Origin of the sequence: Acidaminococcus sp. AM33-14BH (genome assembly GCF_003603525.1) — a bacterium.
Lineage (GTDB): Bacteria > Bacillota > Negativicutes > Acidaminococcales > Acidaminococcaceae > Acidaminococcus > Acidaminococcus intestini.
In genome coordinates this window covers 16,043-34,276 of sequence record NZ_QTNG01000015.1, presented here as the reverse complement: position 1 = coordinate 34,276, position 18,234 = coordinate 16,043, and the positions used below count along the sequence as shown (strand labels likewise).

21 protein-coding genes are annotated in these 18,234 nt (G+C 47.8%); 4 read left to right on the top strand and 17 right to left on the bottom strand.

Translation table 11 applies throughout. The features are described from left to right. Positions 1–209, top strand: a 209-nt coding sequence (locus DW817_RS10715) for a hypothetical protein (protein WP_207802120.1), incomplete at its 5' end; no start/stop codon positions are given. On the opposite strand, the gene DW817_RS09820 is transcribed toward DW817_RS10715, so the two are convergent. The 12 genes from DW817_RS09820 to DW817_RS09765 form a co-directional block, all read right to left on the bottom strand. Then, the gene (locus tag DW817_RS09820; RefSeq protein ID WP_016459866.1) at positions 172–378 is read right to left on the bottom strand and encodes a hypothetical protein; all 207 of its coding nucleotides are present in this window, start codon (positions 376–378) and stop codon (positions 172–174) included. The two genes, DW817_RS10715 and DW817_RS09820, sit on opposite strands and share 38 nt — an antisense overlap. Positions 379–427: 49 nt before the next feature. After that, positions 428–706: a hypothetical protein gene (locus tag DW817_RS09815; RefSeq protein WP_021736714.1), complete on the bottom strand. Its 279-nt coding sequence runs from the start codon at positions 704–706 to the stop codon at positions 428–430. Between the two features lie 9 nt (positions 707–715). Further along, positions 716–1,003, bottom strand: coding sequence for a helix-turn-helix domain-containing protein (locus DW817_RS09810; RefSeq protein WP_120112325.1), 288 nt, complete (start codon positions 1,001–1,003; stop codon positions 716–718). Between the two features lie 246 nt (positions 1,004–1,249). Then, complete coding sequence (gene rsmG / locus DW817_RS09805; RefSeq protein ID WP_120112321.1) at positions 1,250–1,978, bottom strand: 16S rRNA (guanine(527)-N(7))-methyltransferase RsmG; 729 nt, start codon at positions 1,976–1,978, stop codon at positions 1,250–1,252. Beyond that, on the bottom strand, positions 1,975–3,855 hold the full coding sequence (gene mnmG / locus DW817_RS09800) for a tRNA uridine-5-carboxymethylaminomethyl(34) synthesis enzyme MnmG (RefSeq protein WP_009015004.1): 1,881 nt from the start codon (positions 3,853–3,855) through the stop codon (positions 1,975–1,977). Before mnmG ends, rsmG begins: the two co-directional genes overlap by 4 nt. A gap of 28 nt (positions 3,856–3,883) precedes the next feature. Beyond that, the gene (mnmE, locus tag DW817_RS09795) at positions 3,884–5,251 is read right to left on the bottom strand and encodes a tRNA uridine-5-carboxymethylaminomethyl(34) synthesis GTPase MnmE (protein WP_009015003.1); all 1,368 of its coding nucleotides are present in this window, start codon (positions 5,249–5,251) and stop codon (positions 3,884–3,886) included. Between the two features lie 59 nt (positions 5,252–5,310). Next, on the bottom strand, positions 5,311–6,069 hold the full coding sequence (gene jag / locus DW817_RS09790) for an RNA-binding cell elongation regulator Jag/EloR (RefSeq protein ID WP_016459865.1): 759 nt from the start codon (positions 6,067–6,069) through the stop codon (positions 5,311–5,313). A gap of 37 nt (positions 6,070–6,106) precedes the next feature. Then, positions 6,107–6,739, bottom strand: coding sequence for a YidC/Oxa1 family membrane protein insertase (locus DW817_RS09785; protein ID WP_009015001.1), 633 nt, complete (start codon positions 6,737–6,739; stop codon positions 6,107–6,109). Positions 6,740–6,766: 27 nt separating this feature from the next. After that, positions 6,767–6,976, bottom strand: coding sequence for a membrane protein insertion efficiency factor YidD (gene yidD / locus DW817_RS09780; protein ID WP_021736708.1), 210 nt, complete (start codon positions 6,974–6,976; stop codon positions 6,767–6,769). Positions 6,977–6,990: 14 nt separating this feature from the next. Further along, positions 6,991–7,341, bottom strand: a complete 351-nt coding sequence (rnpA, locus tag DW817_RS09775) for a ribonuclease P protein component (protein WP_014129192.1) — start codon at positions 7,339–7,341, stop codon at positions 6,991–6,993. Positions 7,342–7,416: 75 nt separating this feature from the next. Beyond that, positions 7,417–7,551, bottom strand: coding sequence for a 50S ribosomal protein L34 (gene rpmH, locus DW817_RS09770; protein ID WP_009014998.1), 135 nt, complete (start codon positions 7,549–7,551; stop codon positions 7,417–7,419). 129 nt (positions 7,552–7,680) lie between these two features. Then, complete coding sequence (locus tag DW817_RS09765; protein ID WP_021736717.1) at positions 7,681–8,421, bottom strand: gamma-glutamyl-gamma-aminobutyrate hydrolase family protein; 741 nt, start codon at positions 8,419–8,421, stop codon at positions 7,681–7,683. 598 nt (positions 8,422–9,019) lie between these two features. Between DW817_RS09765 and DW817_RS09760 the strand changes: the two genes are divergently transcribed. Further along, positions 9,020–10,471, top strand: a complete 1,452-nt coding sequence (locus DW817_RS09760) for a phosphoethanolamine transferase (RefSeq protein WP_231368216.1) — start codon at positions 9,020–9,022, stop codon at positions 10,469–10,471. A 69-nt stretch (positions 10,472–10,540) separates the two neighbouring features. Here the strand turns inward: DW817_RS09760 and DW817_RS09755 are convergent, their stop codons facing one another. Further along, positions 10,541–11,785 carry a MerR family DNA-binding protein gene (locus tag DW817_RS09755; RefSeq protein ID WP_227077600.1) on the bottom strand — a complete coding sequence of 415 codons (1,245 nt, stop codon included), beginning with the start codon at positions 11,783–11,785 and terminating at the stop codon, positions 10,541–10,543. Positions 11,786–12,001: 216 nt separating this feature from the next. On the opposite strand from DW817_RS09755, the gene DW817_RS09750 reads away from it, so the two are divergent. Both DW817_RS09750 and DW817_RS09745 read left to right on the top strand, forming a co-directional pair. Further along, positions 12,002–13,423: a sodium:alanine symporter family protein gene (locus tag DW817_RS09750; protein ID WP_021736719.1), complete on the top strand. Its 1,422-nt coding sequence runs from the start codon at positions 12,002–12,004 to the stop codon at positions 13,421–13,423. A gap of 25 nt (positions 13,424–13,448) precedes the next feature. Next, positions 13,449–14,198 (top strand): gamma-glutamyl-gamma-aminobutyrate hydrolase family protein, encoded by a 750-nt coding sequence (locus DW817_RS09745; protein ID WP_021736712.1) that lies wholly within the window; start codon positions 13,449–13,451, stop codon positions 14,196–14,198. Between the two features lie 221 nt (positions 14,199–14,419). Here DW817_RS09745 and DW817_RS10560 read toward each other — a convergent pair whose 3' ends face one another. The 4 genes from DW817_RS10560 to DW817_RS09730 form a co-directional block, all read right to left on the bottom strand. After that, positions 14,420–14,620 (bottom strand): hypothetical protein, encoded by a 201-nt coding sequence (locus DW817_RS10560; protein ID WP_131219498.1) that lies wholly within the window; start codon positions 14,618–14,620, stop codon positions 14,420–14,422. A 452-nt stretch (positions 14,621–15,072) separates the two neighbouring features. Beyond that, on the bottom strand, positions 15,073–15,996 hold the full coding sequence (locus DW817_RS09740; RefSeq protein ID WP_021736702.1) for an AEC family transporter: 924 nt from the start codon (positions 15,994–15,996) through the stop codon (positions 15,073–15,075). Positions 15,997–16,017: 21 nt separating this feature from the next. Continuing rightward, the gene (locus tag DW817_RS09735; protein ID WP_009014991.1) at positions 16,018–17,337 is read right to left on the bottom strand and encodes a uracil-xanthine permease family protein; all 1,320 of its coding nucleotides are present in this window, start codon (positions 17,335–17,337) and stop codon (positions 16,018–16,020) included. Between the two features lie 15 nt (positions 17,338–17,352). Then, positions 17,353–17,937: a xanthine phosphoribosyltransferase gene (locus tag DW817_RS09730; protein WP_009014990.1), complete on the bottom strand. Its 585-nt coding sequence runs from the start codon at positions 17,935–17,937 to the stop codon at positions 17,353–17,355. Between the last annotated feature and the right edge of the window lie 297 nt (positions 17,938–18,234).

Genomic DNA, 18,234 nt, shown 5'->3' with positions numbered 1-18,234 from the left:
CCTCTCCAGGAGTGCATAGACACTTTAGCACCCCAAAATTTGACAAAGAACCGCTTTTTATGAATGAGACACAAATGAGTCTTTTCATCATAATGGCGGAACACGCCATTGCTGCAATCCAGGGTGGCTCCTTCAGAGATGGTGTCCACACGTTCAAAGAAAAGGCTAAATTTACTGCAGGAAAAGGGCATGATTTCCTTCAATCTTGATGATGGCTTTCCCTGATTCTTCCGTCAACGTCCCGTTTTCGCGAAGGAGGGGCATATCAATGAGGATTTTCAACGTCTTATCAAGTAGAGTTGCCTTTCCGACAGTCTTTTTTTCCTCGCCTCCATCCATCCGCCAATCCGCCCCTTCTCGTCGGATGATAAGTTTCATTTCTGATGCCGCCCATTTCAAAATGAACTTCGAGTTTTCCCATGATATCTCAGATCTGCTGGGCCCGCGTCTCAATGGTTTCAAGAAATGCAATACGGCTCTCGCACACTTCTAGCAATTTCCGCGACTCGGCGAGGAAGCTTCGGGCATCATCTATCGCTTCATCAGCCTTATTTTCCATGAAAACGTCCGCTACAAGAAGAGCAGAAGCCGCAACAATCCTGCCGAGGTCAGCCGTTCCGCCAGCAGCAAGGATGGCATTGGTTGCCGCCGCATCGTTGAGGCCGGCAATGGCCGTTCCCATCGACGCGCTGGCAAGGGATCCCACTAAAATTCTTTATGCTTCGTTCTCCTTTTCCCAATGAAGAAGTTTTTTTTCCGTTTCCGTCAGTGTCATCAGTTCCGATACATCAATGCCCAAAGCATCGGAAATATCCATGAGCGTTGACAGAGGGATGCTGTCATGATAGGTTCCCCGCTCAATCCGGGAAATCGTATCCGGATGAAGATGGGCCAAACTCCCCAGGTCTGCCTGACCGAATCCGTTATGCACGACAGCCCGCAGCATCCGGTAATAGCGGATCTTGGCCCCAATGAATCGACAAAGCTTATGTTTTTTGTCCATTATGCGGCGTCTCTTGCACGCTCACCAACCTTTCTCTCATCCTGTCTTTCAAACTTGCATATCCTCCTTCCCTATTTATCGCATTGTATCATGGCAGGATATGATTATGGGGGATTTTTTTAGTACTCATTCCTTAAAAGCCCGATTTCAAGGGAAATTTAGAAATAAATCAGTATGATAGAGTAAAAAAGGACTGGGTCCGAAGTCATTCCGGTCCAGTCCACAGTTAAGGTATCTTCTATTTTATTATTTAGGTTTCACAGCAAGTGGACGCTTAGTCGCAATACCCGGCCGTCTGGGATACTGCTCGCCCGTAGGACGGATTTTTTCAATGGTAATGATATAACGCTTATCGTCAAGGCCGGGCAGGGTCAGATGGCGAATATCAACAATCTTTCCGCCCAAGATGGAAATGGCCTGACGGCCTTCTTCTGCTTCTTCCATGCCCTTGCTGCCCTTCATGGCGTAGAAGACGCCGCCAACCCGCACAAGGGGCAGGCAGTATTCCGCAAGGACGGGCATAGGCGCTACAGCCCGGGCAACGACAACATCAAATTTCTCGCGCAGCTTCGGGTCCCGCCCCGCTTCTTCGGCTCGCGCATGGTGACAGCGAATCTGGCCAAGGCCCATGTCCTTTGCCACCTTCTCAAGGAAGGCAAGGCGCTTTGCCAAGGAATCGATGAGGGTGAGACGCATAGTCGGATCGTAGATCTTCAGAGGCAGTCCTGGAAATCCCGCTCCCGTTCCCACATCGGCAATCGTCCGATTATGGAAGCGCTTTTCGTTATAGACAGTCAGGGAATCAACCATATGCTTTACCGCCACTTCTTCCGGGTCTATAATGGCTGTCAGGTTAAGGAAGCGATTTGTCTCCAGGAGTTCATCCTTATAGATTTCAAAACGCCGGAGCGCTTCGTCAGAAAGGGTCAGGCCAATTGCTTCGGCACTTTGCTTCAAGGTCTCCAAATAGGTCATGCTTCTTCTCCTTTGCGTCTCCGCGATTCCAAATAGACCATAAGGACGCTGATATCAGCAGGGGAAACACCGGAAATACGGCTGGCCTGACCAATGGAAAGGGGCCGCTGCTTTTCCAGTTTTTCCGCTGCCTCCGAAGATAGTTCATGGAGGGCACTATAGTCGATATCGTCCGGGAGCAGGCGGTTTTCGAGCTTCATGGCCCGCATGACTTCCTGTTTCTGCTTATCGATATAGCCCTTGTACTTGACTTCTACGTCCACTTCCTCTGCAGCAACGGGGGAGAGGGGTTCGAGGTCAAAGGCTTGCTGGAGCTTTTCGTAGGTAATTTCCGGACGGCGCAAAAGTTCCATCATGTTGATGGAGCTCTTTAAGGGCACGGAGCCCATAGCCATAATCTTTTGCTGATTTTCTTCCGACGGGGCCAAGTTCTTTTTCGAAAGGGCAAAAAGTGCCCGTTCGATTTCGTCCCGTTTCTTCGTAAAGGCAGTATAGCGGTCGTCCTTGACAAGGCCCACATTGCGGCCTTTCTGCGTCAGGCGCAGATCGGCATTATCCTGCCGCAGAAGCAGGCGGTACTCGGCACGGCTTGTCATCATGCGGTACGGTTCCGTCGTTCCTTTCGTCACGAGGTCATCAATGAGGACACCAATATAGGCATCGCTCCGTCCCAAAATGAAAGGCGGCCGGTGATCAAGCTTCAAGGCGGCGTTGATGCCTGCCATAAGGCCCTGGGCCGCTGCTTCTTCGTAGCCACTCGTGCCGTTTGCCTGCCCGCAGCTAAAGAGCCCCTTGATGGCTTTATGTTCGAGGCTTGCCGTAAGCTGCAGGGGATCGAGGCAGTCATACTCAATCGCATATCCAGCCCGCATCATCTTGCAGTGCTCCAGACCCGGAATGGTCTGCATGAAAGCAACCTGGATTTCGGCGGGGAGAGAGGAGCTCATGCCCTGGACATAGATTTCATTGGTCCTGAGCCCTTCCGGTTCCAAAAAAAGCTGATGACGGCTCTTATCGGCAAAACGGACGATTTTTGCTTCAATGCTCGGGCAGTAGCGAGGGCCTACACCTTCGATGGTTCCGTTGAACATGCAGCTCCGGTCAAGGTTGTCTCGAATGATCTGATGGGTCCGGGGGTTGGTATAGGTCAAGTAACAAGGAACCTGCTGACGTTCCGTAATAGGGCTGATAAAGGAGAAATTCCGCACCGCTTCATCACCGTACTGCGGCTCGGTCCGCGAAAAATCAATGGTCCGACGGTCCACACGAGCCGGTGTACCTGTCTTGAAGCGCATGAGCGTAAGCCCGGCTTTCACGAGGGAATCGGTCAGTTTCATGGCTGAACGCTGCCCATTAGGGCCTGCCATATAGGCAACTTCCCCATATAGGATACGCCCCCTTAAATAGGTCCCTGTGGCAAGGATGACGCAGGGAGCTTCAAAGACTTCCCCTGTTTCAGCAACGATACCTTCTACAGCACCGCCGCGAACAAGGAGCTCATCGATCATGAGCTGCTTGACGTCGAGGTTTTCTGTGTTTTCCACGACTTCCTTCATAATGGTATGGTAGAGCGGCTTATCTGCCTGGGCCCGGAGCGCCTGGACAGCATAACCCTTGCCTGTATTGAGCATGCGCATCTGGATGCAGGCTTCATCAGCCGCAATCCCCATTTGCCCACCCAAGGCATCGATTTCCCTCACCAAATGGCCTTTGGCCGGTCCCCCTACAGACGGATTGCAGGGCATGAGGGCAATATTATCCATGGAAAGGGTCGCAAGGAGGGTCTTTTTTCCCATCCGAGCTGCCGCTAGGGCTGCTTCGCAGCCAGCATGGCCCGCACCTACGACAACAACATCATAATGATCCACAACGATCATGCTACTTTTTATCCTCCTCTACCGCGTCCTATTTTCCGACGCAGAACTGTGCAAAGATCTCATTGATGATTTCCTCAGGCACATCATCACCCGTAATTTCGCCCAGCTCATGAAGAACCTGGGTCAGGTCAATCGTGAGGCAGTCGTAGGGGAGATGGGCCCGCGCATCGCGAAGCGTCTCTGCAAGATGATGGGCTGCCTGTTCAAGCAGCATTCCCTGACGGGCATTTTGGGTCATCAGTCCCATTTCGGCATCGGATCCTTCGCCCATGACAAAATGACGGAGATGGATTCCAACCTGATCCATTCCAGCACCATCTTTAACGGAAAGAGAAAGGACGTCGCCGCCCGAAAGAGCTTCCACTTCCTCCCGCGAAAGGGCCGGTGCAAGGTCACTTTTATTGAGGAGCACCAGATGGGGACGGTTCTTGACCGCTGCAAGGAGTTTCCGGTCTTCGTCCGTGAGGGGACTTGCGCTGTCCAAGACGACAAGGACCAGTTCCGCGTCTTCCAAAATGGCGCGGCTGCGTTTTACACCAATCTGCTCCACATAGTCTTCTGTATCCCGCAGACCTGCCGTATCGGTCAGTACTAAGGGGATCCCGTCAAGGGTCATCTGCTCTTCAATGATGTCCCGCGTCGTGCCGGGGATATTGGAAACGATGGCCCGGTCCGTCTGGAGCAGGCGATTCAGGAGACTTGATTTGCCAACATTGGGGCGGCCCACAATGGCTATCCGCAGGCCCTCGCGAAGGATCTGCCCCGTCTCTCCTTTCTTGCGCAGCTGCATGACTGCATCATAGCACTGCTGCAGCACACCTTCGGTTTCGTCATAGGTCACGTCTTCAATATCATCTTCCGGATAGTCGATGATGGCTTCCAGATGGACCACCAAATCCCGCAGGCGGCCGCGGATTTCCCTGATGGAACGGGACAGGGCCCCTTTATGGCCTCTTCCGGCTGCAACAAGGGCACGGCGGCTCTTGGCATTGATGATATCCATGACCGCTTCTGCTTCCGTAAGGTCAAGACGGCCATTGAGAAAAGCCCGTTTTGTAAATTCTCCAGGTTCTGCTGGTCTTGCCCCTTCGCTAAAGGTCAGCCGCAGGATTTCTTTCAGCGCTTCCCGTCCGCCATGGCACTGGATTTCCACCACGTCTTCTCCCGTGTAGGAATGGGGGCCCGGCATATAGACTGCCAGGACCTCATCCACATCGACACCCTTCCCGTCATGGATATGACCATACTGCAGATAACGGGGACGGGAAGAGGAAAGGGGTTCTTTTGCCCGAAAAATCCGATTGACGAGACGGAGACTTTCCGGTCCGCTGACGCGGATGATGCCCACGGCGCCAACGCCCAGGGCGGTCGCAATGGCACTGATTGTATCTTCCATGATTCCTCCAAAAAAAAGCTCCGAACAAGGGTCCGGAGCACGTAACGTTCAAGTGTGATTTATTTGAGGTCGATGACGACTTTACGGTAAGGTTCTTCGCCTTCACTGTAGGTCACGATCCCGGGCTCGTTTTGCAGGGCCTCATGAACGATCTTCCGTTCATAAGGATTCATCGGTTCAAGAAGCGCCTTGCGGCCCGTCCGCTTGACGCGATGGGCAAGGTTGTGAGCCAGTTTTTCCAATGTATCCCGGCGGCGTTTCCGGTAGTTTTCGGCATCAAGGACAATGCGGTGCCATTCTTTCTTTCCTTTATTGGCTGCAAGGTTTGTCAAATATTGCAAACTGTCCAGCGTTTGGCCATGCTTGCCAATAAGGACACCCAGCCCATCCCCATGGAGTTTCAGTTCAATTTCACCATCCTTGCGATTGATGAACTTTTCGATGATGAGATCCATCCCCATGGCCTTGAAAAGGGTTTCCAGAAAGGTCTTGGCATCTTGGGCAGCGGCTTTCCGTTCTTCCTCAGCATCAGAAGAAACAGGCGCTTCGGTGACTTCAGGTTCCTCTTTCGGAGCAGGTCCTTCCGGCGTTTCCGGGACCGTTTCTAGTTGTTCTTCAAAAGAGTCCGGTGCCGCAGCCTTTTCCGCTTCCTTTACAGTAACCCGTACTTTGGCGTCCCGCTTGATGAGTCCAAAAAGGGCATCCTTGCCTTCTTCCAGGACCTCAATGAGGACATCTTCACGGCTTACGCCGAGTTCCTTGAGGGCAGCCTGGACAGCATCGTCCACGGTACGCCCCGTCTTTTCAATGCGATTCATATCCATGCCTCCTTGCCGCTTGGCATTGTCTACTCTTTTAGGCTTTCTTATCGGCCCGGTCCATAAAGAACTGCTGACCAATCTGCATGAGGTTCATCACGACCCAGTAGAGAACCAGACCAGCCGGGAATTTCAAGCTGATATAGCCAATGAACAAGGGCATGAAATAAAGCATGACCTTCCCCGTCGGATTATCGGACGGCGGCATGCTCTGCCGAGATTGGATATAGGTCGTCAAAGCAGACAGGATAGGAAGGATATAATACGGATCGGGCTGACCGATACTCTGCATCCAAAGGAAGCTGCTCGGCCCTTCATAGTTAAAATCACGGATTCCGTAGAAAATGCCAATCATGATTGGCATCTGGATGACAAGGGGAAGGCATCCAGCCAGGGGATTGACCCCTTCTTTCTTGTACAGCTTGGACAGCTCTTCATTGAGCTTCATCTTATCATCGCGATAACGCATCTGAAGTTCCTTCATACGAGGCTGGATGCGACTCATAGCCTTTGTTGAGGCGATTTGACGCTTCGTCAAAGGGTAGAGGAGCAATTTGATGAGGATGGTCATGATGATGATGGCAAGCCCGTAACTCGGCTCTCCAATCATGCGGGTTGCTTCATAGATGGCAGAAACCACCTGCTGCACAAACGAACTTAAGAATTCCAAGTTTTTTCTCCTTTTCTCCTGCTGCGGTCAGGGTACCGGGTCATACCCGCCCTTATGGAAGGGATGACATTTCAGTATTCTTTTCGTAGCCAGATAGGTTCCTTTCAGAAAACCATACTTTTTCACCGCTTCCAGCGCATATTGGGAGCACGTAGGATAGAACCTGCAGCGAGGCGCAAGAAGAGGGGAAATGCAAATCTGATAAAAACGAATCAGGAAGATTGCGATCGTTTTCATAGGCCTCTCCGGATCTATAACAGTCCGGCTTTCTTTGCCAGACGCAAAAACACAGTCTCATACATAGCAAAGGGTGCATGAGCCAACCGACGTCTGGCTACCCAGACGATGGAAACGGGCTTTTTAAGGCGGTACTGGTGCTGACGAAAGGTTTCCCTCATCCGCCGTTTGATCTTGTTGCGCAAGACCGCATTTCCCAGTTTCTTCCCTACGGCTGTTCCCAGCTGGGAATGGTCATGAGGAGAAGGCAGAAAATAAAAAACGCCATAGCCATCCACAACGGATTGACCCTTGTCATGGATCTTTTGGAAATCCTCATGGGCCTTGACCCGATGAGCCTGCGTATAGGTGTTTTTTCTGGGCATTTGTTCTTGTTCCAAAGCGATTGGCACCTGCCTCATAGAGTAAAATAGGCCGCGAAAGGCGGCCCATCTCATAGTTTATGCAGATAATCTCTTTCTGCCCTTCGCACGTCTTCTTTTCAAGACTTGTTTTCCACCCAAAGTCTTCATTCTTTCTCTGAAGCCATGAGTTCTTTTTCTTCTCGTGTTGTTAGGTTGGAACGTTCTCTTCATCTATTAACCCTCCTTACTTCAAAGGTGATTTGCCAAGATCGATCAAAAAATCATTTGACAGCTCATACAATTATATGCTATGGGACGGGGTGTGTCAACCGATTTTCCCGCTCAATCTTTGTGTTTCTCTTATTTTTGCACGCTTTTCTCAACGCGTGCAATGAACTGTTCGAAAAGAGCCCGCATTTCCGGATGCTCGCGCCACATATTCTCCGGATGCCACTGTACGGCAGCAACTTGGTCACTGCCTGCTGATTCTATGCCCTCAATGACACCATCCGGTGCCATAGCCGTAACAACAAGACCCTTGGCTACATCCTTCAAGGCCTGATGATGCCGAGAGTTTACATAGGCCGTATCCCCCAGGGCCGCATGGAGCAAGCTGCCTTTCTTGACATTTACATGGTGGACGGGATAGGCCCCGTAGGCTTTTTGGCTGTGGCCGATGTAAGCACTGGGGCAGTCAGCCTGAAGATCTTGATAAACCGTACCGCCAAGGGCAATATTGAGGACCTGGATGCCGCGGCAAATGCCAAAAATGGGTTTTCCTGCCTCATAAAAGGCCCGAATGAGATCGATTTCAAAGCGGTCCATCTTGTAATCCGCACCGCCCACTTTCCACGTCGGTTCTTCTCCAAAAAGGGTCGGGTCCACATCCTGTCCGCCGGGAAGAAAAAGTGCGTCGGCAAGGTCCACATAATCCTTTCCACTAGCGCCTTCCACATCGGGAAAAACAATGGGAAGCGCGCCCAGTTCACCCAGAATGGTCACAATATCCCGTGGCACGTAGGGTGCCTTTTGGTAAGTAGGTACCTCGTCCCGTAAGGTCAAAGTCCTGCTCACAAGACCAATTCGAATTTTTTTGCTCATGAAAATCACTCCTTCAGTTTCATGCTCATACGCCGCATTATACCATATTTTAAGGAAAACATAAGCGGCATCTCATTTTCCATCCCTTTTTCCGCCCTTTTATCTGGAAAAGTCGCCCTTTTTTGCCTAATATCTATTTCTGTCCATTTTATCTCCCCACTAAAAGCAAAAAAAGTTGTATGATATAAGGCGTTATATTTATTACAATTTTTTCTAGTTTTATCTTATTATTGCATGAATTTATAACCAAGATGGAGGTCTAGCCGTGCGTTCTTTTCAAATTCATTTCTCCCAATCCCAGAATCATTTCCTGCTTGCTTTTTCTTCTTATGCTATTTTATTCTTTCTTTTTGAATATTTTCTCGGGCAGCCTCTTTCTCAATCCTATAAGTTAGTCCTTTTTGAATCGCTTTTCTTTGCCTTGCTAGGGTATATGATGAACTTTTCTACAGCCTTTCTAAAAAGTTGGACCGTCCTTTTCCTTCTCTATGAAAGTCCAATCCTTGTGCTTTCGCAGAACCCCCAAAGCACTCTTTTTCCTCGTGACGCCGTCCTTGCCTCCGGTCTGGTTCTTTTTGGCTATGGAGGAAGTCTTCTTTTGGAATGTCTTGCAGAGCATACATCCTACAAGAAAATAATCACTTGCATTTCCAGATTCTTATTCATATCCGCAATTGTTTTTCCCTTGCCCACATTGGTTTATCTTTTGATCAGCGGTGGGAAGGCACTTTCTTCAGATATTATGCTGACACTCTTTCAAACAAATGAGGAAGAAGCCTTAGCTTATATCAAGAGTCTTCCTTCCGCAGCTCTGGTCGGAAGCCTTCTCCTTTTTTCTCTGCTCGGTGCCTTAGGCCATGATCTCTTAAAACTCCGGCAACAGGTTCTTTCAAAAAAGAGGCCCGACTTTCCTGTTAAACTAATCGTATTTCTTACTTTATGCCTTATCATCTTTCCCGTAAAAGCAAAAAGTTACTCCTTTTTTGTAGCCATGAAAGAGACAAAAGAAATTCTTGCTGACTACAGTCATTACGAGAAATCACGTAATGAACGGCTTGACCGCCTAGAACAATTGAAAGGCCTTTCTGTTTCACCTAAAGCAAAAGGCCTCTATGTCCTTGTCATTGGTGAGTCAGCCACAAGGGATCATATGGAAAGCTATGGATACAAACGCCATACAACACCATTTCTGGAAAGCTTCAAAAAAGACCCAGGAACCCTGCTTTTTTCTAAAGCATTTTCCAATCATACGCATACCGTCCCCGTTCTCACCTATGCGTTAAGTCAAAAGAATCAATACAACAATATTCCTTTACAAAAAGCATATTCCTTGATTGAAATAGCTAAAAAAGCAGGATATGAGACCTATTGGATCAGCAACCAGCGAAAATATGGAGCATGGGACACACCCACATCAGAAATGGCCGGAACAGCAGATCACCAAGTGTTTATCAATGGCCGTGCGGGAAAAGGAGTGGGTTCCACTTATTATGACAAGGCCCTGTTGGATCATGTACCGATTGTCGATAGCGCTCATCCTACTCTTATTGTTTTTCACGTGATGGGGAGCCATGCTTCTTATGAAGATCGATATCCAAAAAATGAAACCTATTTTTCTGGGGGCAACAATCATATCGATACCTATGACAACACCATCCTTTATACGGACCAGTTCCTGAAACAACTCTATGTTAAATTAAAGAAAATGCAAGATTTTCGTGGCCTAGTCTACTTCTCCGACCATGGTGAGGACAGCCGTAAAGGCATCGGTCACAACGCCACTCAATATGAACCCATCATGACCCATATTCCTTTTGTTGTCCATCTTTCATCGGAAAGCCGAAAAGAGAGGCCTCTTTTATGGCAGGTTCTTCAATCCCATAAGGACTGCTGGTGGACCAATGACCTTCTCTATAATTTTATGGTGACACTTCTTGGTATCGAAAACGCGCCAGAAAGTGACTCTTCCCTTGATATCGCATCACCTAATTATAATCTTCCCCTTGAAAAGGCTCGGACACTTCACGGCAAAAAGAAATTGGATCCCTAAATAAAAAGGATCGTTGGACATTTTTCCAACGATCCTTTTTATTTAGGGAAAATGAGCAATCCTAATGATTCACTTTTTAAAAGATGGATCCCTGGATGCATGAAAACAACTAATCTGTAATTTTTCCCCATCCACATGATTACGATAGGCGAATTTTTTCCGGATGACTTCCATCTCTCCAATGGCTTGTTCCTGCCATCGAAACCCCAGTTTTTCATAAGCATTGCAGGTCATGCCCCGACAATAGCCGTTTCCATTTCCTTCCGGATAGCTTTGACGAAGCCGCTTCAAACTAAGGGCTCGTGAATCATATTCCAGCTTTGCTCCCAATACATGGGCAGAAGGGCTCAAATAAGGTTCACAATCAGCAATATAGGAAGAACGGAAATACAAACTGTGTTCATTGTCTCCTGTAAAACTGATCAATAGGTCGACACTTCCTTTTTTTAGTGGCGGCGTGGTACTTGCATCGGCAATATAAAGGATATTTCGTTCCAAATGAAGCTGCTCCAAATTGGATTTGTACATTTTCAATACTTCCGGATATTTGTCAATCAAGATGTACAGACAATCTGGATCAAGAGCCTTGAGATTCGTGTATAGAAAAAAGTACCCGTTGATATGGCCCTCTAATACAACCTTTCCTTTAATGGCCCGGCCTTTCATCCTTGAAACAATATAATCGGAGCATTTTTGCAGATGAGTGGCGAGATTCTCATTGATATCATAATAGATTCTCCGCTGGAGATCAGGTCGATCATAATCACCTTTGTACACATTCCCCGTTTGGATGATTCCCTCCTGGATCTGCATTTCACAGCCACAGGCACATTGCAGTCTTCCCTGATAGATATAACGATGATCGAGAACAGCATCTGTCAAGGTAAAGGATCGGCCGCAATGAGGACATGAAAGCAAGGACAAAGAGAAAAGAGGAGCCCCTGTCCTGAGTTTTTCGCAGTCGGGCTTTCCAATTTTCCCCAACAAATCTGCAATTTCATTTTCAGCAAACTGCAGCTCTGCTCTCTTTTTCTTGAGTTCTTCCAATTTACCTGCAAGGAGTCGCTTGACATCTGTTAAGCTCTCTTCCTCCACCATATTATTCATTCTATGGATATCCAAATATTCATGGATTTCATGAAGGGAGAAATAGAGGTGCTTCATTTTTAAGATTATTTCCATATCATTTTGTTCTCGTATACCAAAAGACAGCTGCGCACCTTGGCTGTTAGGAATCAATAAGCCCAAGGAAATATAATAGCGGATGGTATCGACACTCACGCCGACAGAACGTGAAAAATCACCTATTTTCATACTGATTCCTCCCGTAAGGTTTTCCATATCTTCCGTTTCAGTAATTATTGTATCAGGCCCCTGCTTTTTTTGCATAGTTTCTTCGAAAAAAGGTGGAGTCAACTCCATCTTTTTCTTGATTTTAGATAATTCTGTAATTGACATCAAGCCTCATCCATCCCCTACGATAGTAATAGATAGGATGTCGACAGCCTGATAAAAAAAGGAGGCTCATTCATGAACGCATTGTTGGAGGCTATTTTGACCTTTACCAATTGGATATGGGGGATTCCCATGCTGATTCTTCTTGTCGGCGGCGGGTGCTTTCTTGCCGTAAGACTGAACATGCTCCCTTATCGGAAATTGCCATTTATTCTGACACACACCATTGGAAAATCATTCACGAAAAGTGAAGGTTCCGACGGTCAATTCAGCGGATGGCAAGCGGCCAGTGGTGCACTCGCTTCAACCCTGGGAGCGGGGAACATTGTGGGGACCGCCATGGCAATTGCTTTTGGAGGACCGGGCAGTGTTTTTTGGCTCTGGATTGCCGGCCTTGCTGCATGCGCCGTAAAATACACGGAAGTAACAACGGCCATGCTCTACCGCGAAATTGACCAAAAAGGCAATTGGGTGGGAGGGCCCCAGTATTATTTAGGAAACGCCACCGGATGGAAGTGGACAGGAGAACTATATACGATTCTCTGCCTGTTTGCCCTATTTTTCGCAGCTTCTGCCCAAATTGGATCAGGAGTCGATCACTTAGTCGCCTTAGGAGCCAATCGTACCCTTTCAGCCCTCATTCTCACCCTTTTCTGCATTGCCGTGGTTGTTGGTGGAATGCGCAATCTTCTGGCAGTCAGTGAAAAAATCGTGCCTTTCATGAGTATCCTGTATGTTGGGGGTGCGCTCCTTGTTATCTTACTGAATATCGAAAACTTTCCTCATGCTTTTTACTCCATTTTTCGTTATGCCTTTACAGGAAAAGCCGCAGTAGGAGGGTTTGCAGGCGCTACGCTGGCTGCCTGTATCAGATGGGGCATCTGCCGTGGAGTCTATTCCAATGACGCAGGAACCGGTTACACGACAATGGTCCATACCGTTGCAGCTGTGAACCATCCCGTTCAGCAAGGCATGTGGGGAGTCTTTGAAGCCTTTTTTGATACCTTGGTTGTCTGTAATCTCACCTGTTTTGCGATTTTATGCACTGGCATCTGGACAAGTCCCGGTGTAACCGCCTCCACGATGACGGCGGCCGCTTTTTCCTCTGCCATTGGAACGGCTGGTTCGTGGATTGTATCAATTGCATTGCTTCTGTTTACTTTTACCACGGCTTGCGCGCAAATTGAATTTTCCTGTGTATCCCTCGTCAAACTGATTGGTCAAAAAGGAAAGACGTATGGCCGCTGGGTTCTCTTATTTATGACCTTTATTGGCGGCATGATGGGCATTGAAACGATGATCAATTATGTAGATTTTGGAACGGCCCTGATGACAACCATCAATATGGTCTGTATTCTTTTATGCCATCAGCATGTCGTAAAGGCATCCAAAGAGTACTTCGCCGATCCCGAAAAATGGGAACACATGAAATGGCCTAAATGGGAAGCTATGGAACGCAGTTTTCATCAAAACCAATCTTCTGAGAATAAACAATGACAGACCATGAAAGGAAGGTATCAAAATGAAACCAATTATTGGAATTACTTGTAACTATGATCCCAGGGATACCGTCATCGGCGTTCCTGGCCTAGGACTTCCTGGCCAAGATTGGGAATTCCTAGCAGCGGACTATATCTACACCATTGAAAAAGCGGGTGGGATTCCCACCATCATCCCCTATTGCAGGGAAAAAAAGAATATTATTGCCCTCCTCGAAAAAGTCGACGGAATCCTTATCAGCGGGGGGCATGACATCGATCCGCTCCGGTATGGTGCGCGTCCCATGCCGTATTGTGGGCGGATTGTACCCGAACGGGATGAATATGACCTTACAATATTCCATTATGGCTATGAACACAAGCTTCCCATGCTTGGAATCTGCCGCGGCATACAGATCATGAACGTCGCAATGGGAGGAACTGTCTATCAAGATCTAGGTCAAGAAGCTCATTTGACACACCGCTATATGGGAGATATGGCTCCCAAAAATTATCCCTCCCATGAAACACTTTTTTCTTCAGGTTCCCTTCTCCATACAATTTTCGGGGATAAGATCCGTACCAATAGTTTTCATCACCAAGGGGTCTGCGAACCAGGCAAGAACGTCACCATCACGGCCCTTGCAGAAGATCAGGCCGTAGAAGGCATTGAAATTACAGGCGGCGCCTCGTTCATCGTTGGGGTCCAATGGCATCCAGAAATGATGTTTGATGCGCCTGAACAACTGAAATTGTTCCAAACCTTCATCAATTCCTGTAAAAAAAACAATTAAAAAAATAGGTACTTCACGTATTTTTGTGGGATGCCAAATCATACGTAGGTAAAGACCGGTACCGAATCAAGGTAAAAAAGTACCGGTCGTTCTTGTACCCATATGCGTGTTCGGCAGTTTTAATCTTGTGGTATCCTCCCAATCAGCCTGTGTCAATAGGGCATTTGGCATGGTTTGCCAGACCGTCGATTCGCTTTTCCTTCAGCTTGGCGAATCGTGTTTCAATGGATGCCTGTTATCTTCTGCACTCCGATAGTCGTAAATCCCTGGGCGAGCAGCGATGGAATCCACACAGCGGCCTGTTTGGTGATTCTCGTTTCAGGACATCTGTACGGATTGAGTTCCGTAACCGTTTCCTGACGGCAAGGGCACCGGAAGCGGTGCCCCTCGAAGAGGACAGTGCGCCTGGCATTTGGCTGCATAGGCACCGTCCTTAGGCGGGTTCGGTACGTGCCATAGATATGCATCGGCTCCCCGCAGTGAGAGCAGAGAAAATCGGTATGGCGTTTCTACCTGGTAACCACCCATACCGTGGAATCGTCTAAAGGATCTTCGGGGAGCCCAACAAGGTAATCGGGGTCTTGACAAAACAGGTCTGCTTAAATAATGTACTAAATAGAGGACATCTCAATTCTCCTTTACTTGGGTTTAGCCACCTTATATTTTGGAGAATTTGATGTCCTTTTTCAATATCCATCTGTCTATGACCCCACAAATTTCCGTGAAGAACCCATTTTTATTATATGCTGATTATATAATAAAAATGAGCATCACCAAGACTATCCACGGTGGATTTATGGCTTCCGTGGGCATCGATTCCACGCAGTCACCTGCCATTCATTTCCTACCTTAAAGAAGGGAATCTTCTGGCGGATTAAGATAAATGGACGAGATAAATCCAAAGAGGAAGAGTTACCATGGAAAGAAGAACAGAAAGAATGACACAGCTAGTCCCCAGGCGTGCGTCACCGCCATAAAGGGAAGGAAAAATCGATGTCGTCGCTCCGGCTGGCATGCCCATCATAAGGACAGCGACACCCAGACTGGCACCGGATAATCCCATAACGCGTCCCAGAAATAAGGTTAATAAAGGCAGGAAAATAAGCCGGATTACGCAGTAATAAACCGTATCAAGATCAAAGATTTTCCACGTGGGAGCTTCTGCAAGGACCGTTCCCACAACAAACATAGCAATGGCAGAATTACATTTACTGATAGCAAGAACGGTCACCTTAAGGACGCTTGGCAGGTTGATTCTCAAAATCATGACAGCAAGGCTCAGAAAAACAGCAATGAGGCAGGGATGGGTAATAACCTTTCGGCATAACTCCTTTTTGCTCATGCCTTCCTGGGCCATGAAATAACTTGTTCCAAAAGACCACATGAAAATACGGACAGGAATCAGAAAAATCGCGGCATAAAGGACCCCTAGATCATGATAGACTCCCTCTGCAATTGGCGTACCCAAAAAACCGCTGTTGGGAACGAGCGTCCCATATTGAAGAACCTTGCGTTTCTCCCCGCTGTAACGCCGATAAAGCACTTGGTTAAAGAATAAGGACCCCACTTCAATGACAAGGGAAAGCAAAAGCAAAAGGGCACCAACAGCTGCAAAATTGGTCCCCGTATCGACAAAACAGGACTTAAAGATTGTACAGGGAAGGATCACATAGACAACAAGATCCGTCAGACAGCGCTTTCCTTCTTTGGTAATGACTCCTTTTTTGGTCAAATAAGCGCCAAGAAGCATCAAGAGGAAAAGGGTCCCCTGCAAGGTTAGCAGATCACCTAAGTCCATGGTTCCATTCCTTTCTGGGAGTTACTGATTCATTTTTTCCATTTCAAGTTCACTGGGGAAGATGAGATTCAGCGCAAAAGCAACAACAAAGACAACGGCCACACAGTTTTCAGCAAAGACGGACTTGATGATTGTCGGAAACATCTTAAAAATAGCTGGCGTTTGCGTAAAACCAATTCCAATGGAAAGAGAAAGCGCCGCAATGCTCATATTGCGCTGAGTAAAACCACAGCCGGCAAGCATCCGAACGCCGCTGACGACAATGGAGCCAAACATCATAAGAGTACATCCACCAAGAACAGCGTCAGGAAGGGAGGCCAAGATAACTCCAAAAGCAGGGAAAAGGCCAGCAAGGATCATGATCAGGGCGCCGCTGGCAATGGCCTTACGATTAACAACATGGGTCATGGCGACAAGACCGACATTCTGGCTGAAGGACGTAATGGGAAGGCAGCCAAAAAGACTGGACAAGGAACTAATAAACCCGTCAACGGCAATGGATCCTCGGATTTCACCATCTGACGCATCCCTTCCCATGCCCATGGCAGCTAGGGCCGAAGTATCCCCTAAGGTTTCCGTAGCAGAGACAAGGAAAATAAGGAATACAGAAAAAATGGCATCAGGTCGAAATTCCAAAGCATAGGGAAGCGGCATCGGCAGGGAAAAAAGTCCCACCTGAGTCATCCTTGATAAATCCACCATGCCAAGAAAAGCAGCTGCAATATACCCTACAACAAGACCAAACAGAACAGAAAGCTGCTTATAAAAATGTTTGGCCTTGATATTGAAGATAAGACAGCTGAGAAGGGTAATGGTCCCTACGATGAGGAATTTGGGTTCCCCGAAATGAGGATTGCCAAAGCCGCCGCCAAAAGAGTTGGCTCCAATACCTAAGAGGGAAAACCCGATGGCCGTGACGACACTGGCCGAAACAATAGGAGGAATGAATCGGCGCCAGTACTTAGCCCCCATTCCAATAAGACCTTCAAGAAGGCCGCCTACAAGGGCCGCGCCCAAAACAGCACCATAACCATATTTAGCACCAATGACGCAGAAGGTAGAGACAAAAGTGAAACTGATTCCCATGATGATGGGAAGTCCTGAACCCAGGGGCCCTAGCGGATAGAGCTGAAAAAGGGAACCAATCCCGGCAATGATCATGGCTGCCTGGACAAGAGCACCCGTTTCCTCTGTAGATAATTTGACAGCACCCGCTACAATCAGGATCGGAGCAATATTGGCAACAAACATGGCAAGGACATGCTGGAGCCCAAAAGGAATCGCTTTTTCAAAGGAAATCTTTCCATCCAGTTCGTAGATTGGATCTTTTTCTCTATCCATCAGCAGCCTCCTTCATCAGCGGAACACAATGGTTCCCGTCTTGGCATCCATTTTTTCAATGATAGCAAGGCTCTTGAGATTGACGCCTTTTTTCCGCAGGGCATCACCGCCTCCTTGGAATCCTTTTTCAATACAGATACCAACCCCTTCGACAGTCCCGCCAGCTTGGTCGACAAGGTCCATCAATCCTTCAACGGCACAGCCATTGGCAAGAAAATCATCGATGATAAGGATATGATCTCCGCCGTTGAGATATTTTTTGGAAACAATGACATGATTTGTTTTATTATGGGTGAAGGACTTGATTTCCGTGCTGTATACATCGGCATCCATGTTGCTGCCCGCTGATTTTTTAGCAAAGACCACTGGTACACCCATATGGATTGCTGTCAGACAAGCAATCCCAATGCCCGATGCCTCAATGGTGAGGATTTTTGTAACTGGACGGCTGGCAAAGAGTTTCTTGAAGATTTTCCCCAGTTCGCTGATAAAAGGAACATCGATCTGATGATTCAGGAAGCTGTCCACCTTGAGGACATCCCCACTCTTGATGATACCGTCAGCGAGAATCTTTTTTTGCAGTAAATTCAATTCAGCCATGACTTACCCCTTTCCAATCATAAAAACACGCTTATGTAAAGTAGCATTATATCATAAAGTCCCGCCCCGTGGGACACTCCCTTCCCAAAATACAGGTTCTTTTTTGCTTTTGACAAGTGTGAGTTTGTCATAGTAAACTAGGGAAAAGGATTGTTTGATAAAGGAGGCCCATGATGAAAGCACATAAAACATTTGCTTGGCTGACCGTTCTTTTCTTTTCCCTTACGATGATGACAGGCTTAAAGCGAAAATAAGGCAAAGGAACTCCGACGCAAAAGGCGGGGCAGACATCCATTC

Coding starts and splice junctions, on each gene's coding strand:
- rsmG (WP_120112321.1), bottom strand. CDS start 1,978: ATGACCTATTTGGAGACCTTGAAGCAAAGTGCCGAAGCAATTGGCCTG.
- mnmG (WP_009015004.1), bottom strand. CDS start 3,855: ATGATCGTTGTGGATCATTATGATGTTGTTGTCGTAGGTGCGGGCCAT.
- DW817_RS09745 (WP_021736712.1), top strand. CDS start 13,449: ATGAAACCAATTATTGGAATTACTTGTAACTATGATCCCAGGGATACC.
- DW817_RS09750 (WP_021736719.1), top strand. CDS start 12,002: ATGAACGCATTGTTGGAGGCTATTTTGACCTTTACCAATTGGATATGG.
- rpmH (WP_009014998.1), bottom strand. CDS start 7,551: ATGAAGAGAACGTTCCAACCTAACAACACGAGAAGAAAAAGAACTCAT.
- DW817_RS09765 (WP_021736717.1), bottom strand. CDS start 8,421: ATGAGCAAAAAAATTCGAATTGGTCTTGTGAGCAGGACTTTGACCTTA.
- mnmE (WP_009015003.1), bottom strand. CDS start 5,251: ATGGAAGATACAATCAGTGCCATTGCGACCGCCCTGGGCGTTGGCGCC.
- jag (WP_016459865.1), bottom strand. CDS start 6,069: ATGAATCGCATTGAAAAGACGGGGCGTACCGTGGACGATGCTGTCCAG.
- DW817_RS09730 (WP_009014990.1), bottom strand. CDS start 17,937: ATGGCTGAATTGAATTTACTGCAAAAAAAGATTCTCGCTGACGGTATC.
- rnpA (WP_014129192.1), bottom strand. CDS start 7,341: ATGCCCAGAAAAAACACCTATACGCAGGCTCATCGGGTCAAGGCCCAT.
- DW817_RS09820 (WP_016459866.1), bottom strand. CDS start 378: ATGAAACTTATCATCCGACGAGAAGGGGCGGATTGGCGGATGGATGGA.
- DW817_RS09810 (WP_120112325.1), bottom strand. CDS start 1,003: ATGGACAAAAAACATAAGCTTTGTCGATTCATTGGGGCCAAGATCCGC.
- DW817_RS09755 (WP_227077600.1), bottom strand. CDS start 11,785: ATGAAAATAGGTGATTTTTCACGTTCTGTCGGCGTGAGTGTCGATACC.
- DW817_RS09740 (WP_021736702.1), bottom strand. CDS start 15,996: ATGGACTTAGGTGATCTGCTAACCTTGCAGGGGACCCTTTTCCTCTTG.
- DW817_RS10560 (WP_131219498.1), bottom strand. CDS start 14,620: ATGCAGCCAAATGCCAGGCGCACTGTCCTCTTCGAGGGGCACCGCTTC.
- yidD (WP_021736708.1), bottom strand. CDS start 6,976: ATGAAAACGATCGCAATCTTCCTGATTCGTTTTTATCAGATTTGCATT.
- DW817_RS09735 (WP_009014991.1), bottom strand. CDS start 17,337: ATGGATAGAGAAAAAGATCCAATCTACGAACTGGATGGAAAGATTTCC.